Annotated in this window: 9 protein-coding genes and 3 pseudogenes; 4 read left to right on the top strand and 8 right to left on the bottom strand. The window is 60.2% G+C overall.

Annotated features, from left to right (window positions below; all coding sequences use genetic code 11):
- Positions 1 to 93: 93 nt before the first annotated feature.
- The 3 genes and pseudogenes from AB0L65_RS49740 to AB0L65_RS49730 form a co-directional block, all read right to left on the bottom strand.
- Positions 94 to 372 (bottom strand): annotated as a pseudogene (locus AB0L65_RS49740) (helix-turn-helix domain-containing protein); the annotation flags it as partial.
- A 224-nt stretch (positions 373 to 596) separates the two neighbouring features.
- Positions 597 to 1,082, bottom strand: coding sequence for a hypothetical protein (locus tag AB0L65_RS49735; protein ID WP_364261694.1), 486 nt, complete (start codon positions 1,080 to 1,082; stop codon positions 597 to 599).
- Positions 1,083 to 1,092: 10 nt separating this feature from the next.
- Positions 1,093 to 2,880 (bottom strand): IS481 family transposase, encoded by a 1,788-nt coding sequence (locus AB0L65_RS49730; RefSeq protein ID WP_364261706.1) that lies wholly within the window; start codon positions 2,878 to 2,880, stop codon positions 1,093 to 1,095.
- A 475-nt stretch (positions 2,881 to 3,355) separates the two neighbouring features.
- Between AB0L65_RS49730 and AB0L65_RS49725 the strand changes: the two genes are divergently transcribed.
- Together AB0L65_RS49725 and AB0L65_RS49720 are read left to right on the top strand one after the other, a co-directional pair.
- A complete protein-coding gene (locus tag AB0L65_RS49725; protein WP_364261692.1) occupies positions 3,356 to 5,266 on the top strand; it encodes a site-specific DNA-methyltransferase in 1,911 nt (636 codons plus the stop codon).
- On the top strand, positions 5,263 to 7,701 hold the full coding sequence (locus AB0L65_RS49720) for a DEAD/DEAH box helicase family protein (RefSeq protein ID WP_364261689.1): 2,439 nt from the start codon (positions 5,263 to 5,265) through the stop codon (positions 7,699 to 7,701). The genes AB0L65_RS49725 and AB0L65_RS49720 overlap by 4 nt, the downstream gene beginning before the upstream one ends.
- Before the next feature lie 202 nt (positions 7,702 to 7,903).
- On the opposite strand, the gene AB0L65_RS49715 is transcribed toward AB0L65_RS49720, so the two are convergent.
- The 4 genes and pseudogenes from AB0L65_RS49715 to AB0L65_RS49700 all read right to left on the bottom strand — a co-directional run bounded on the left by AB0L65_RS49715 (position 7,904) and on the right by AB0L65_RS49700 (position 10,910).
- Positions 7,904 to 8,287 carry a transposase gene (locus AB0L65_RS49715; RefSeq protein ID WP_364261703.1) on the bottom strand — a complete coding sequence of 128 codons (384 nt, stop codon included), beginning with the start codon at positions 8,285 to 8,287 and terminating at the stop codon, positions 7,904 to 7,906.
- Between the two features lie 98 nt (positions 8,288 to 8,385).
- Positions 8,386 to 8,487: pseudogene (locus AB0L65_RS49710) on the bottom strand (winged helix-turn-helix domain-containing protein); the annotation flags it as partial.
- Positions 8,488 to 8,523: 36 nt separating this feature from the next.
- Entirely contained in the window at positions 8,524 to 8,733 is a 210-nt protein-coding gene (locus AB0L65_RS49705; protein WP_364261686.1) for a helix-turn-helix domain-containing protein, read from the bottom strand.
- 917 nt (positions 8,734 to 9,650) lie between these two features.
- Positions 9,651 to 10,910 carry a Shedu immune nuclease family protein gene (locus AB0L65_RS49700; RefSeq protein ID WP_364261683.1) on the bottom strand — a complete coding sequence of 420 codons (1,260 nt, stop codon included), beginning with the start codon at positions 10,908 to 10,910 and terminating at the stop codon, positions 9,651 to 9,653.
- 866 nt (positions 10,911 to 11,776) lie between these two features.
- Between AB0L65_RS49700 and AB0L65_RS49695 the strand changes: the two genes are divergently transcribed.
- Both AB0L65_RS49695 and AB0L65_RS49690 read left to right on the top strand, forming a co-directional pair.
- Entirely contained in the window at positions 11,777 to 12,856 is a 1,080-nt protein-coding gene (locus AB0L65_RS49695; protein ID WP_364261680.1) for an IS110 family transposase, read from the top strand.
- Between the two features lie 25 nt (positions 12,857 to 12,881).
- Positions 12,882 to 13,604 (top strand): annotated as a pseudogene (locus tag AB0L65_RS49690) (transposase family protein).
- 245 nt (positions 13,605 to 13,849) lie between these two features.
- Here AB0L65_RS49690 and AB0L65_RS49685 read toward each other — a convergent pair.
- Complete coding sequence (locus tag AB0L65_RS49685) at positions 13,850 to 15,583, bottom strand: DUF262 domain-containing protein (RefSeq protein ID WP_364261677.1); 1,734 nt, start codon at positions 15,581 to 15,583, stop codon at positions 13,850 to 13,852.
- Positions 15,584 to 15,876 lie beyond the last annotated feature (293 nt).

Genomic DNA, 15,876 nt, shown 5'->3' with positions numbered 1-15,876 from the left:
GACCGCCCGCTATCTGGACGGCGACCGCCTGGAGATCACCGGAGCCAGGTGAGGACCGGCCGGAGCCGAGGCCATCTTGAAGCTCCGCGCTGTGAGCTCGTAAGCCAGCCGCTGCGGACCCCACCGCGGATGAGATCGGCGCAGCTCACACACCAGCGCCTCCACCGCAGCCGCCGTCTGATGCGGACACTCCGCTGGCCGATGCGACCGATCAGCCAACCCCGCCAGCCCACCGTCCCGATATCGGCGCACCCACGCGTGCACCGACTGCCGGGACACCCCATGCCGCTCGGCGACCTCGACCACCGGACAGCCCGCCTCTACTTCCAGCACAGCGCGATACCGCTGCTCCATGACGCTCAACTCCACCAGCGCCAACCCGGCCTCCCACGTGATCGTCACCGATCACCCAGGAACGCAGGTCAGCCGAAGGGGTGTAAAGCATCAACCGAAGCTCGGGTGTCAAGCATCAACCGAAGTAGGACACCTGTGTCCGATCTGTGTCCGATCTGTGTCAGGTCTCGGGACCCGTGTGACAGATCCGGCTCGGGAGGCGGGTGACACTTCGGCTAGATGATCTGTCGTTCTGTTGGTGCCTATTGAATCGGGAATTTGTGGTCTGGGCCCTGTGATTCAGATGGGAGTGCTTGGATCCGCAGGTCGGAGAAGACCAGGGTGAGGTCGTGGGCGTTGGTTTGGATCCGGACTTCATGGAAGTCGATGCCGATGGCTGTGGCCCAGTGCCGGGCGGTTGGTGAGTCGGCGATGAGCGTGGCTCCGGGGTAGAGCGTCTGCCAGTTGACGCCCCAGACGTATCCGTCGAGGTCGACGCCGGTTTCGTAGGTGATGAGCCGGTCATCGAGGGAGTCGCGCCAGGTGCCGGCGGGCACGGTTGTGGCGCAGTGGGCCTGCACGCAGTGGCGGAACAGGTAGCGCAGCGTCGTCGGCGCGGTCCCGGTTCTGGGGTCGGCGGTGGCGTGGATCACGAGTTGGTAGTCGCGCATGTAGTCCATGAAGCCGTGGTGGAGCAGGGCTTGGTCGAAGATCTCGTCCAGGGCCTGTTGCAGCTTCTCCGGATCCATGAACGCAGTTCTACCCGCTCGATGTGGTCTTCCGTTGGTGCTGAGGCTTGCGGACTTTGAACCGGGCGATGGGTTTGGTGGTGGTGCGGGCGACCTCGGCGATGAGCTGGCCGGCGTGGGTGATGCGGAAGGTCCCGTCGGTGTCTTCGATGGTCACGGTCATTCCGGCGTGGCCGATGCCGACGCGGATGCGCTGGCCGGCGATGGAGAGTTGGCCGCGGCTGCTGACCCGCCGCTGCACGCGGACCGGCTCAGCGGCTGGGCGGGGTTCGGGTCCGGCGGGGCGGGCGTCTCGGAGGCGGGCTATCTCGTCGCTGGTGAGCGGGTTGGGCAGGGTGCGGAGCAGCGTGTGTCCATCGGCCAGGTGCAGCAAGGTGTCGTCAATGCGGACGGTCAGCCGGCGTCCGGCGAACTGGTAGCCGACCGAGTACTGCCGACCGCCTAAGGCGACCAGGCCGCTGGCGTTGATGGTCCGGTCGACCTCGACCACCTCGCCGGCGCCGGGGCGGGCCGGCTTGGCTACGGGCGGGATGCGGGTGCCACCCTCTGCGATCAGTTGCCGTAGGTGTCGAGGGGTGAGCCGGGACGGGACTTTCTTGATCCTGATCCCGGCGGCCAGCAGTTCGACGGTGCCGGTGTCCGCCCGCAGCGTGATCGTGACTCCTGCTCGGTGGGTGCCGAGCCAGAACTGCTGTCCGCAGACGGCCAGGTTGCCCGAGGCGGGGACGACCCGGGTGAACTCGACGGTCAGGTCGACCGGGTCGATGATGTCAGGCGACTTCGCCAGCTCCGCCGTCTCGGCCTTCACTGGCGCCACCACCACTGGATCAGGCTCAGGTCTGGGTTGCGGATCGGGGAGGGTGTGCAGTGCCGATGGCAGCCGCAGCGGCAACTGGTCATCATGACGTGGCTGGAACCGGTCGGCGGGGCGGTCCATGTCCAGCGCCTGGTGGGGCCGGTTGGTGTTGTAGTCGTCGACGAAGTCGTCCAGGACCTGCTGGGCATGCTCGATGCTGGCGAACGGCCCGTGGTCGTCCAGCAGTTCCCGGCGCAGCGTCTGGTGGAAACGCTCCACCTTGCCTGTCGTGGTGGGTGAGTGCGGGCGGGTCAGCCGGTGCGTGATGCCGTTCTCGCGGCAGATCCGATCGAACAGCACCTCCCCGCCGCGGCCGAACCGGGCGGTGAACTGCTTACCGTTGTCCGTGAGCAGTTCATCCGGGATTCCGTATCGGCTCAGCGCAGTGGCGAGGGCCAGGCAGACGGCTCGGCCGGTGGGGCGGGCCACCACGGTGGCGGCGACGCAGTAGCGGGAGTGGTCATCGACCCCGGTGACGACCTTGCACTCGGTGCCGTCGGCCAGCATGATCCCGCCGACGATGTCCATCTGCCACAGCTGCATCGACTCGGAGCGCTGCCAGCGCTTGTAGTCCTCTCGCCGCCGGCCTCTGGGGGTGACCTGCACCAGGCCGTGCCGCGCCAGCACCCGGTGCACCGTTGCCCGGGATGGCACCGGCCCGGGGCATCCTCGGCGGGTCAGTTCCCACACCAGCCGGCGAGCACCCCAACGAGGGTGGTTACGCCGCAGCTCGCAGATCAGCGCCTCCACCTCGGCCGGTGTCCGGGTCGGTGAGGTGCGCGGGCGGGATGAACGGTCTGACAGCCCGGCCAGGCCCTGATCGCGGTATCGGCCCAGCCATCGATGCACCGCCTGACGTGAGACTCCGAACCGGCGGGCGACCTCAGTGACACTCGCCCCGGATAACACCTGCAGCACGGCTTGATACCGCTGCTCGACCACGCTCAACTCCACCAGCACTCGGCGAAGTGTTACGCACGTCCTGAGCACGATGTGTCACGCAGGTCATGAGACCCGACATCTGTGTCCGATCTGCTGGGTGAGACTTTTCCCTACGACTTCAAGGGCAGCCCGCCTGCGGGGGGCTGCCGCGCGTTGGACGGTGTGGCCGCGCTGCGGCACTCCGGCCGGTCGCGACCACACCGCCCCGCCCTGATGCCCCACCATGCAGTACGCACACTGCAGAAGCTCCCATGATATGACGAGATGCCCGCGAGAGCCGCCGCCCCGCATCTCAGTCTTCTAGGCATGGCCCCTGCAGCCCGATGCCCTGTGAGTGGAGATCGGCGAGAAGCACAGCAGCCCGACGCCTCATTAAGTGATGAACATCGGTCGAACTCTGTCACTGTCAGCCACTATGGTGATGCTGTTTACCCGTGACGAGTCGGTTGAGTGATTGGCTGCAGAGGAAGTGCGGATGGCTACCAACAGGCTAGCTCTGACCTGGATGAACCAGGATCAGACGCTCTTGCCCGACGGCAAGGGTGGCTACGAGTGGGTTCAGCACGACGACCCGCGAGCCACCGAAGTCCGCCTCCTCGACGAGGGCACGACTGTCGGCAAGGTGACCCGGACACCGGAAGATAATCTACTCATCACCGGAGACTCCTACGATGCTCTCCAGGCGTTGAACCGGATTCCTGAATATGCCGCCAAGTACAAGGGCAAGATCAAGCTCGTCTACATCGATCCGCCCTTTAATACCGGCCAAGCCTTTGAGCAGTACGACGATAATTTCGAACACTCCGTATGGCTCACCATGTTTCGTGACCGCATTCGCCAGATAGCCCGGCTTATGGCTGATGATGGGATTATCTGGGTGCATCTCGATGATGAGGAAGTTCACCGCGCCCGACAAGTCCTTGACGATGAACTGGGCATCAGCTCCTATCTGGGCACCGTGATTTGGCAGAAGGCAGACAGTCCTCGAAGCGATCTACCAAATTTTTCGACTGATCACGACACGCTCCTGGTTTACGGCAAGACTCCGAACGCTCGGTTGAACCGCAGCGAACGCGACGAGGCACTGAACACGATCTACAAGTCACCTGATGGCGACCCGCAACCGTGGTTCGACGGCGACCCAACGGCGCCCTCCGCCTACAGAAACCAGACCTGGGTCTATGCAATCCAGTCTCCGATCACTGGTGATCTTATGTACCCCGCCAAGGGGCGATGCTGGGCCACGAAGCAAGAGACAGTTTTTGCGGCTATGTCTCAATACGCACCGTATGAGCTGCGAGTTCTAGACGACGATGACAAGCGTGCGGAAATCTGCGGCGTTTCTGTAGAGGAAGTTCGTAAAGGTATTCCAGCACTCGTCTTGGCGGTACCGCTTGAAGAGGCTCGGCAGACTGCAGAAGAGCGCAAATCCGCCGGCCCTTGGCCGGAGTACATCCTTCGCCCCAAGGGGACTCTTGGTCGGAAACGACCACAGCCTGACACGGGTTCGAACACGCGAACCATATGGTTCAACACTGAAGTTGGGCACAATCGCGAAGCTAAGGCTGAGATCAAGGCCCTCTTCCCTGGCATGAACGCTTTTGCGACCCCCAAGCCAGAGCGTCTATTGAAAAAGATCATCGAAGTGTCGACGCAGCCTGGTGACATCGTGCTTGACTGCTTCGCCGGCTCCGGCACCACTGCAGCAGTAGCTCACAAGCTCGGCCGCCGGTGGGTGACCATCGAAAGCGTCGAGTCGACTGTCCGAGACTTCGTACTCCCGCGTCTCACGAACGTCGTCAACGGCTCTGACCAAGGCGGCGTCTCAGTCTCCAAGGCTCGCGCTTCATCCTTCGAGCTTCCCCACGACGTCACACCAGCGGCACTCGATGAGGCTCGCAAGGTTGTACAGAAATTGCTCGAAGCGGGATCCGTTGCGGTAGATCGTGAAGCTGTAGAAGAGCTTGTCAAACAAATGAAAACAAAACCCGTACGCGAGCGGCTGTGGTGCGGCGGCGGCGGGTTCCGCACTCTCACCGTTTCTCCGTCACGACTAGTGGTCGAATGCGGCTTGGTATTTCTAGCCGATACCACTCCCGAAGACCTCGGCAGGTATGTAGCAGCCCAGCTCGGTTACACCCTGACGCCTGCTAGACGGGGCGTTACAGGAGCAAAGGGCAGAGATATTCTCGTCGTTATTCCAGGTATAGTCGATGAAGAGGTGGTACACTACGCCGTTTCCCTACTAAGCGCGGACGAAACAGCAACTATCGGCGGGACCGCCGTACACCCGAGAGCCACCTCGGCTCTCGCAGGGCTTCGTTCCGGCTCACGCGTCTTGAAGGTTCCAGACGATATCGTGAAACGAGCAAAGGTGACCCGATGAACTGGATTGAGTACAACCCGGAGTTGGTCGAAGCGATCGCCGCTCGGCTTAACTTGCGCAATCCTAACCGTCGTGCGCTGCATGAGGTGGCAAAGAAGATCGCCCTCGGCGATGGCTCTGAGTGGGTTTGCGACCTTGCAACCGGTGTTGGGAAGACCTACCTGGCGGCCGGCCTGCTGGAGTATCTCGCCGAAAACGGCATCCGAAATGTGGTTCTCATTGTCCCATTGGATGCTATCTACGAAAAATCCATCGCAAATTTCACGCCTGGCACCGAAAAGTATATTCCTGGCACGGACTGGGAACCCAAAGTTATCACGGTCGAAAACTTTAAACAGTCGGCTGAAGCGATGGCCGATCCTAACCTCCTGAAGCTATTCATCTTCAAGATTCAGACACTGCTGAAGCCGAACGACGACCTGCGTCGTCGTGTCCACGGCGTAAACGAAAACATCGGGAATAGCCTCTACGCGCACCTCCAAAAACTCGACGACGTTGTCGTAATCGCCGACGAGCATCACGTGTATTCGGGCGACGCCGATAAATACGGTACCGCAATTCGTGATCTGAGAGCCCGAGCAGTCATCGGCCTTACTGCTACGCCCAACAAGCAGGACACTAAAGCTGGTAAGACGATCTTCCGTTACTCCCTGGCTGAGGCGATCGCCGACCAACTTGTGAAGATTCCCGTCATCGTCTACCGCGGCGACGGTATCAAGGATGAACGTTCCCAGTTGGCTGACGCCTGTCACCTGCGGGATGTCAAGGAGACGGCATGGCGGTCTTACGCGCACACCGCTGGCGTACGCCCAATCGTGCCCGTGCTATTCGTTGTCTGCCAGACAGTTGCCGACGCTGAACGTGTCGCCGATAACCTTTCGGCGGAATTTCTACCGGGCGAAGGGCAAGTCCTCCTTATCACAGGCGGCTCTAGCGACAAGGCACTTAGAGCGCTCAAAGCTGTGGAAGAACTAGACTCACCGGTACGCGCGGTTGTCAGCGTAAACAAGCTAAAGGAGGGATGGGACGTCCGAAATATCGGCGTCATCATCGGCCTCCGTGCCCTTGCTTCCCAAACGTTGACCGAGCAGGTTCTGGGACGAGGTTTGCGGCTTCCGTTCGGCCGGCGTACTGGTATCGAAGCCGTCGACACCGTCGACATCGTTGCTCACGACTCCTATCGCGAACTCCTCGCCAACAAGAAGGCTTTGCTTCAGCAGGTCCTAGAGGAACGCGCCGAAGCAGCTAGGGAACTTCCTGTCACTTCTGCCGCTGGCGCAGAGGGCGCTGGATCCGAATCACCTCAGCCGGAAACTCCTATTTCCGTCCAGCCAGGGCTCACATTTGTGTTTGGTGGGGATGGGGGAGACGGTCTGCCATCTGACCCCTCCTTGCTGCTCAAGGTACAAGAATACGACGATGTCATCTCGGAGCATGAGCTTGGTGCGGCGGCGGCAGTCAAGTACGTTACCCCGGTACCAGGCGCGCCACGTATTCGATTCCCACGCAGGGAGCGGAGTGTGGTTCCCCAAAAATTCAGCCTTCGTCTCGTGACAGAACAGCAGGCTAGAGACCTGGGTAGCAAGTACCTCACGGACGAGTCCGTCTACATGACCCGAGTGGCGCTTGACGCGCAGCGGGGTATCGACGGGGAAGTCGTATTGGGTACGCGGTTCCTAGAAGAAGAAAAGGCTTACCTTAAGACTGTTCCGGTAAGCCAGGTGAAATCTCAACTGGAGTCCCGTGTCCTTGGTCTAGGCATGGTCGAGTCGACGATCGCTGAGTATGAAGCAGCGCAGGACGTCATTAGCTGGTTCCTCGAAGGAGCAGGAGTCAGGGACGACAGCGAAGCCACGTGGAGCGTCAAGCGATCCGCGCTTGCAGTGAAGGCCCTGGGAGCTGCCATCACTAAAGCTTACGACCTGCGAGCCTCTAGCCCTAGCTGGGAATTCAACGTGGTGGATGTTCCAGTCCTTCCACCAACTCGTATCATGCCATCCCCAGTTGTCTCCCGATGGGAAGAGTTCGTAAAGGGCACTTGGTACGGCGAGTGGCTGCACAGCATCGAGCCCGTGGCTTCCTTCGATGCGAAATCTACAGAGTGGAGGCTAGCCGCAACTCTCGAAGCATCGTCACAGGTTAAGTGGTGGCTGCGCATCTATACAAATGGTCCTATCTGGATCGAGTATGCGGCTGGTAAGTACTACGCTGACTTTATCGCGCTCGACGCTCGCGGTGACTACTGGCTCATCGAAGGAAAGGCGGATGACGATGCTAACGACCCCGATGTCGTAGCCAAGCGCGAGGCGGCGGAAATGTGGGCAGCAGAGGTGAACGACGTCGGCGTCTACGGTAAATGGCATTATCTTTTCGTAACCGAGACTAAGATCAAGGCCTCGAAGGGGCGCTGGCTCGATCTTATAAACCCGACTTAGAGAGTAAAGGCTGAGGTTATGGCGGCTTCGGGTCGGGGGCGAGGTTGGAGGTTGGTTTTGGCGATGAAGCCGCTGATCAGCTGAGGTCGGTACTGCATCCTCTTCAGCCGGGTCTTGATCAGGCGGGCGAGCTCGGCGAGGGTCTTCTTCGCCAGATTCACCAACGATCGCTTCAAGTGCGCCCAGACGCCCTCGACTGGGTTCAGCTCGGCGCATAGGCCGGCAGTTGGATGACGGTCAGCCAGGAACGCCGCCCGATCAGCTCCTGCATCGCGGCGCTGACGTGCGTGTTCAAGTTGTCCCAGATCACCATCAGCGGACCGCCCAGCTGCTGGTGGGCGGCCTCGAGCAGGGCCGCGTAGTCCGCTTCGGAGAACGACTTGCGCTCACCCTTGCGGCCCCGCCGCAGCCGGATCCGGTAGATCAGCCGCGGCAGCCGGCCCGGCTTGGTCGCGACCAGACCGGCGATCGTCACCGTGCCCGACCCACCGCCCGACACCGTCACAATCGGGGTGACCCCGCGCCGTCTCCAGCTGCGGCCGCGGGGAGGTCTCAGGCCTTGACCGGCTTCGTCTTCCCAGCTCAGCCAGGTGTGCAGCTGTGCTTTCCCTCCGGCCAGACCTCATCCCGCCAGGCGGCGATAGCCTCCTCATCGCGCTCGACGGCCCTTCTGCTGGGCGCCCGTCAGCTCCAACCCAGCTGTTGCAACAGATAGCACACCCCCGACACGGGGTAGCAGACGCCGAACCGTTGGCGGATCAGCTCAGCGATCCGGGCCAGCGTCCAGCGCTGATCCTCATCCCAGCCATGCGCTGCAGGCCCCTATTTCAATGCCTCCTGCAGCTCCTCCAGCTGCGCATCGGTCAGCTTGCACACCTCACTGCTCGGCCCTTTCGAGATGAACGCCTGCCGGCCACAGGCCTCCAATGCCCGGCGCCACCGGTTGGCCGACATCCGGCTGATCCGGAACTCAACCGCGACCTCGGCGTCGCTCGCGCCCTGGGCGAAGCGGTCCGCCGCCTGCATCCTCACCTGTTCAGGGTGGACGCGTGCTTGCGCGGTGAGTCCGCCACCGTCGGGATACCTCACCCCTCCGGTGTAGCCCCACCATTAACTGCAGTCTCTTGCTGGCAAGAGGCGCTTACGTAGCGTAACTCTCGCCTTCAACGCTCTCTAGCCTCGGCTGGTCTGGCCACTACATCTGCCTGCAGCTGCGTATTCGGTCGAACTTTTCTTCCAGATCTGCACATATATTTCGATCTCCCGGCCGGATGCACCCTGGCTCCCTGCAGGGAAGCCAGGGCAGCGGCCTATGGGTGAGATGGAATTTACGCTGAATGGTTGTAGACCCTCACCATTAACTTAAGCCCTTTCGCCTAAACTGTCCGCGTTTAGCAGGCTGGTGTGTTGAACCCGTGCATATAGGAAAGACGCGACACGTGAATTCGACAACCCCGTCGCGGCGGGCTCAGGTCGTGACGATCCGGACATCGCTCACCGTCGTACGGGCTGGGGCGATTGCCGTCAAGCCCCTTCTCCGTCGGGCCTTGCCACCGGATGGCTCTGGCTGAGGCGACAGCAGCACTACAGCAATTCTCCGCACCTGGACAAATCTGCGCGCCACTGATGTCCGCATATGCCCCAACACCGTCTTGGCCATCCGAGCAGCGCGAGTGCTCCGTCTGGCGGACCTAACGCGCTGCTTCCGACGCTCAGCTGTGGCAGCCCAACGCTTCGTTGTGAGAGGAAGTACGCAGGGTCACCTTATACACTTCATTCTGTGCGCAGGGCATTTGCCCAACTTACACGCCCACGGAGTGGGGGGACCGCCCGACTGCAGACCTCGCCGCGCAGACTGAGTCGACCGCCAGCAAAGGCCACGATTTTCTGCGGTCCAGCGCAGAAGTCTACGGAAACCGGTGTCGCCGGCAGGCGTAAATCCGCCGAGATCATTTCGCGTCTTTGACGATAAAGAGCGCGCGCTCATAGAGCTCGTCGAAGGTGACAATTTCCACATTGGTTATAGATCTGCGATAGATTTCGAATGAAGAAGCCTTTTCAGGGTTGATTCTATCCATCGACTTAAGCTCGCCTGTATTCCCAACTACAACCACCTGTCTCGGCTTAATTGCTGAGACCTCTATATTTGTTGGCATGCCGTTAGGCTCATAGTGCTGATGAATAATCCTTCCTATCTCGCGTACTGCTTTTTCAGCCGTCACCTGCACTTGCGAGACGGCGCCAACAACTTCGTTGGACGGAACGTAGACGTCTGGCTCTCGGTATTGTTGTTCCTTAAGTAGCGGACTATCGTGCCGCTTAATCTCACAAAAGAGGAGACTGCTAACTAGTCCACGCGTTCGCAGCAGGCTATCGCTGCGCTTTCCCGCACCACTGAATATGCTTGTGCCAGCCGTGATCTGTTGCAGCTTCTTGTCGTCGAATGACCTGCAGGCGATTAGACTGAGTCCGTAGCCAAATATCCAGGGATTTTTCTCAAAAAAGTCCTGCCACACATCTTCAGGGCGGGCGATTGTCTTTGCCGTCCTTAGTTCATTGCGTCGCTGTTCGAAATAGTTGCCATCAGTGAGGTATCTATCGAATATTTCGAGCTGGCCTTTTCGATTTGCGATAGTGTCCAGATCTGCCTGAGTTAGCTTACCGCCCAACACAGATCTCAATGCCTCGATAACCTCGGCTTTATCGCTACCTTCAAGCATACTAGCGATCTGTGCACTTTCATTTGCGACAATATGGACCTGGCTAGCAGGCAGGCTTATCTCGCGGAACTGTTGAATAAATTCTATCAATCTCCAATAGTTCTCATGGCCATCGCTAGTATCAACTAGGGCCTTCACCATCCGTGTCTCTGGCATGTCCGGCATTTCGACAAGATACGGTTGCTCATTGGCTGGCTTCGTCTTGTCCTTCTTCCAGAACTTGAGGCGGGGCGTATAAGATCCGTTCTTATAGATCAGAGTAACGTTACACAGGAGAGCAATCTTAGGGCCGTCATGAAGGATGAAGTCGGTTATTAGTCGGCCCCGCGCTACGTCATAGAAGTAGTGGAGTGACTCCCGGCCACTCTGGCGAATCTCCAGATTGGAAAAGTCGCCCCCTTCCACCTTAAACTCTTTATTCGTATAAAACGGAACGCTAATCCGCACAGCACCTCCTTGATGGGTCACCACGCGCGAGAGAATCAACATGCCCCAGAGGTCAAGGACGGCCTCTCGACCCTAGTTTGCCACGGGTGGCATCCATGCAAGGGCTACGGCGACATGGAGAGACACAGATGCTTTTATCGCAAATTATGCAGCATCAAGATCAATACGATGTCATGGGGGTGCGGCGTGTCCGGCTGCAGCTGCACCAGTTTACTTCGTTCCCTGCCGTCGACCTACCGACGCGGTCCCTGAGGAGGCTCTCCAGCCTCCAGGAGGAACGAGCTTGACGGTGCGTGTAGGTCATCCTGCTCTTGTAGGTCTAGCTGTTCTGTCGGAGTACCGGAATCAGTGAGAAGTGATGTGAGACATCTTCAGGCGATGCCGCTGCTGAGCCTGATGATTGCGTGTTGATCGCAGGTGGCCAGATTGCAGGCCGCGGATCAGCTAGTTCCACGAGCGGCTCGCCACCAGATGACGCAGTGAGGGTTTTCCATCCTTAAACGGCAGGCCAGGAACTTGCTGACGGCGGCAGGCTGATCGACAAGTACAGAAACCCCTGGTAGAAGGGTTGCCGACCAAGATCAACCTGTCCACCACGGGCTTCAAGTTGCTGTTCTACCAGTGAGACTAGTGCTATCGGGAACGACTGCTGCTTCGGATGATGTTGCAGGAGCAGGAAGTGTTCTCCCCTGAGGTTGACCCTTGTTCTACCTGGCCCGGGTCCTCTTGGTGCCATCGGCACGATCTGTCGCCTCTTCTGGGGAGCACTCCCGAAGGTGCGTGTCGGGCTGGCCGTGTGTGGCTTGATAGAAGCCTCGGCGAGGGAACTGGTCCCGTCACTGGTCTGCCTGCTCGGCTACCCCGACGCGCACCGCCTTCGGATATTCCCCGAGCCGATGAGGGTGCACATGACGGAGTTCAAGAAGCCCAAGGCGCGACGGATCGTGGGCGGGGTCGACACGCACGCCGACACTCATCACGCCGCGGTTGTGTTGATGAACGGGCGCCGGATCGCCGATCGCGAGTTCCCGGCGACCAGAGCGGGATACGCGGACCTGCTGGAGTGGATGGGGTCCTTCGGCCGGCTGCACGCGGTGGGGGTTGAAGGTACCGGCTCCTACGGTGCCGCTCTGGCTCGCCACTTGAGCAGCGCGAAGGTCAAAGTGATCGAGGTCAATCGCCCTGACCGGCAACAGCGCAGGGCCAAGGGCAAGTCCGATCCGCTGGACTCCTACGCCGCGGCAGAAGCTGTGCTGGCCGACCGGGCTCGCGCCGTCCCGAAGAGCGGAAACGGGGTGGCCGAGTCGATCCGCGTGCTGCATCTGGTCCGCGCCGGTGCGGTGAAGGCTCGCACCGCCTGCCTCAACGAGCTGCAGGCGCTGCTCGTCACTGCCCCGGCCGAGCTTCGCGAGCAGTTGGCCGGTATGAAGAAGGCCCGGCTCGTCGACGCCTGCTTCCGGTTGAGGCCCTCTGCTGATCTGGCCGACCCAGCTCAGGGTGTCAAGGCGGCGTTGCGGCATCTCGCTGCTCGCTACCGCGCCCTCAGCGCCGAGATCGACGTGGCCTACGACCAGTTGAAGGCGCTGATCGAGCAGTCCCGGCCCAAACTGCTCGCCACCCTGGGCGTGGGGGTGGAGACCGCCGCCCAACTGCTGGTCACGTGTGGCGACAACCCCGATCGGCTGCGCTCCGAGGGATCGTTCGCGGCCCTATGCGGAGTATCGCCCGTGCCCGCATCCAGCGGCAAAACACGACGTCACCGGCTCAACCATGGCGGCGACCGGCAGGCCAACCGGGCCCTGTACGTCATCGTGCTGTCCCGCATGTCCTGCGATCCATCCACCCGCACCTACGTCGAGCGCAGAACCACCGACGGGCTGTCCAAGAGAGAGGTCATCCGCTGTCTAAAGCGATACGTCGCCCGCCAGCTCTACAAGATCCTCCTCCGCCCTCAGGCGCTCGCAGCTGAAGCGTCCCTCCTCGCTTGACAAGCCATAGAAGCATCGTGCTGCGTTGTCATTGTCATCTCGGACGCTGTCCTACCTGTCCAACCTGATCCGCCGTCACCGTAAGAGGCTCCGTTCACCATGGCGGCGTCTCAACCCAGGTCAGCAGGCACTCCTCGTGCTCGTCCACCTGCGCAAGGACGAAACGCTCGGCGAAGTTGCGGCCGGCTTCGGCGTTGGAGTGGCCACCGCCTGGCGCTACATCCGCAAGGCCATCGCCCTGCTCGCTACTCGCGCACCCCGCTTGGACGCGGTTTACGTGCGGCCCACCGCGCCGGCTGCCCCTACCTCGTGCTGGACGGCACGCTCATCCCCATCGACCGAGTTGCCGCCAACCGCCCCTACTACTCCGGCAAGCACAAGAAACACGGCAAGAACATCCAGGTGCTGCTCCCAATGGCACACCCCTGTGGACCTCCGGCTCACTACCCGGCTCGGTACACGACCTCAAAGCCGCCCGGATCTGGGGCAGCCTGCGCCGCCTGAACGCCACCGACCTGATCGTCTTGGCCGACAAGGGCTATGTCGGCGCCGGCGAGCACGTGCGCGTCCCGTACAAGGGCCGCAACAAGCCCGCCCTCTGCGAGGTAAAGATGCAATCACGGCAGAGTGTGGCCGTGCGCGGCGAGCAGAACCGGCGGGCCGTACTCGGCCTCGATGTCGTCGACTTTGCCGTAGAGCTGGTCTTCCAGCAGCGGTGGTTGATCTCCTCCAGCACGAGCGCGGGTAGAACGGGAAGTTTCACATGCTCCAGCCAGCGGCGTAGCAGCCCGTCGACCGGGAGCCGGTCTGGGGCAGGCGGGACGCCCGCGCTCGTGTCACTCACGGCCGAGCCTGCGTAGAAAGCGACCAAGGAAGCAGAAAGATACCCCTTGAGACGGCCATGCCTACGTGCCCGGCGAGGCGGGCCTCATGCGCACCGCAATTAACCTGTACTTCTTCACTCACCGGGCCTACCGGGGTACCTCGCAGTAGTTAGGTCCTTGGAGCGCGTGGCCATGTCTCGACGGCCAGCTCGGCGAGCCTAACCTGCCGATCTTCGATCGCAGCCTTCGTCCAGTCTGTGTACGTTCCTATTTCAGACGTCAGGAGGAGTGAAGACGCAGCGATGATCGGCTTCTTCGTGGCCCAAGGTTTGTTGCCAATCCGGCCATTCGGCCCCTTTTGGAGAAGGCACATATTGCCGATACGGTGAACGTAAGCTCGCTGATCGTCCGCTGAAAATGAAGGCCAATCTGCACTCTTTGCCGATTTAGGCAAGACGTGCTCAAGATTAACTTGATCGGCATCACTATTTACGACGAGCTCGGGTTCAGAATCACCGCGTTGCTGAAGCTCAAGTGCTCGCAGGATATAGCGCGCAACCGCGCCTCGGGTTATCTTCCACGTCGCGAAAGCAGACTTGAAAGCTCCATCAGTAGGAATAAGAGTACCAACCCTGGTGTTTGAAAGGATCTGTTCGGTACTCATAACGCTATGTGTGCGTATGTCTTTGGCCGCTTCACAGAATGCAGCTTCAGCCGATCCAGCCCCCAGAGCACCTACAGCGAGCCCGCGAATGACCCAAGATACCATAGTCGGCACGAAGCGACAGACCTCGGATTTAGGGAAAGCCATTAGCGCAGCAAGCATTAGCGGACGATACTGCTCCAAGTTTAGCTCGACTAGTACTTCCGCTGCGTTAGCGACGCTGACTGGAAACTCGCTCCAATAATCACTGTCCGCGGTCAGTATAGCATCGTATACCCTTGACGAATCTTTCAGCTCCTGCGCGAACGAGACAGCTGCGGCAGGACCTGACACTATGCTTTTGAGTCGGCTGTAGACATCTCGTTCGCGTGTGCGCCCATAGCGGGAGCTCAACAGATGCCGTGCGAAACTCGTGAATCGCTGATTACCGACCTTGTCGATATCCAGGTTGGTTAGAGTGCTTACCCAGTTATCGCGAACTTCGTCGAGCCTATTCTCCGACTGACTAAAAAGATAGTTTTTCAGCAGGTCGGCGACCGTGAGGTCGGCGCCGCGATCATTTAACGTTTCGAAGATTAAGAAAGCATCAGCCTCTGTCGCCACGTCAATGGCGACAATTTGAGCGCCCGCATCGAGCCAATCAACCAGCTCGTTGAGTTTCCCCCGCCAATCACTTCCATGGCTAGACTTGAAATCTTCGATGCATCCCAGAAGATAATCGTATGCTTCATTCAGAAGTTTTTGACTGAGGTTGATCGGATCAATCACCTCACACAAAATGATCCGGCGCTCATAGAAGTCGCGATCATCGGTATTTAGGATCAGCTTTGGGCGATCAGCGCCCGCCCTTCGATCGAACTTCCCCAGGTAGTCTTGCTGGGTCGAATTACCAAAATTTTCGGCACCCCCAGCCTTGAATTGGTCACGTATGGCTGCTAGGAGTAGCGAGGTAGTAGCGAGTCGTTGTTGGCCATCGATAACGAGTTGCCGACCATCACCGGCACCACGCGCAAGCACGACTGTCCCAAGGAAGTAGCTGACCTTGTTTTGAAAACTTGAGATCAGGTCATTCCAATAGTCAACAACCTGTAGCTTGTCGCTAGCATCAGCGCCAGGGTTGATCGACTCGTTTGTGCGCCAGGAATAGGATCGCTGATAGAAGGGAACGCTAAGCGATCTAGTACGAAGTAGGGCCGCAATGCCTGAAGCTTCGTATCTAAGGAAGTCATCCTGTGGCATTCCCCCATTAGACCATGACCGGCATCACACGCGCAGGCATACCGCCGTTCAACCCACGAGCATGAGCGATACCCGAGCGCCGGATCCGCCGCCTGACCAACTATGCCCATCGTCTACGAGGCTCTTACCGTTCCTTGTAATCCGGTGATCGGGCCCGGAGCCCAGGCCAACGGGAAGATTGAGGAGGCCGCCAAGGTTGCCTCAGAGGCGCAGCAAAGAACTCCGGATCTCGGCGCAGCCTACCGCCACAGGGAGGCTGTGGGGTCGGACCGAAGCGCGATGTCAGGTGCCTC

Origin of the sequence: Nonomuraea sp. NPDC052116 (assembly GCF_040680035.1) — a bacterium.
Taxonomy (GTDB): Bacteria; Actinomycetota; Actinomycetes; order Streptosporangiales; family Streptosporangiaceae; genus Nonomuraea; species Nonomuraea angiospora_A.
This window is presented reverse-complemented; position numbering and strand designations above follow the sequence as displayed.

Bases quoted from the DNA above. Each gene is read 5' to 3' on its own strand.
- AB0L65_RS49685 (WP_364261677.1), bottom strand. From the start codon at position 15,583: ATGCCACAGGATGACTTCCTTAGATACGAAGCTTCAGGCATTGCGGCC.
- AB0L65_RS49735 (WP_364261694.1), bottom strand. From the start codon at position 1,082: ATGGATCCGGAGAAGCTGCAACAGGCCCTGGACGAGATCTTCGACCAA.
- AB0L65_RS49695 (WP_364261680.1), top strand. From the start codon at position 11,777: ATGACGGAGTTCAAGAAGCCCAAGGCGCGACGGATCGTGGGCGGGGTC.
- AB0L65_RS49720 (WP_364261689.1), top strand. From the start codon at position 5,263: ATGAACTGGATTGAGTACAACCCGGAGTTGGTCGAAGCGATCGCCGCT.
- AB0L65_RS49700 (WP_364261683.1), bottom strand. From the start codon at position 10,910: ATGTTGATTCTCTCGCGCGTGGTGACCCATCAAGGAGGTGCTGTGCGG.
- AB0L65_RS49725 (WP_364261692.1), top strand. From the start codon at position 3,356: ATGGCTACCAACAGGCTAGCTCTGACCTGGATGAACCAGGATCAGACG.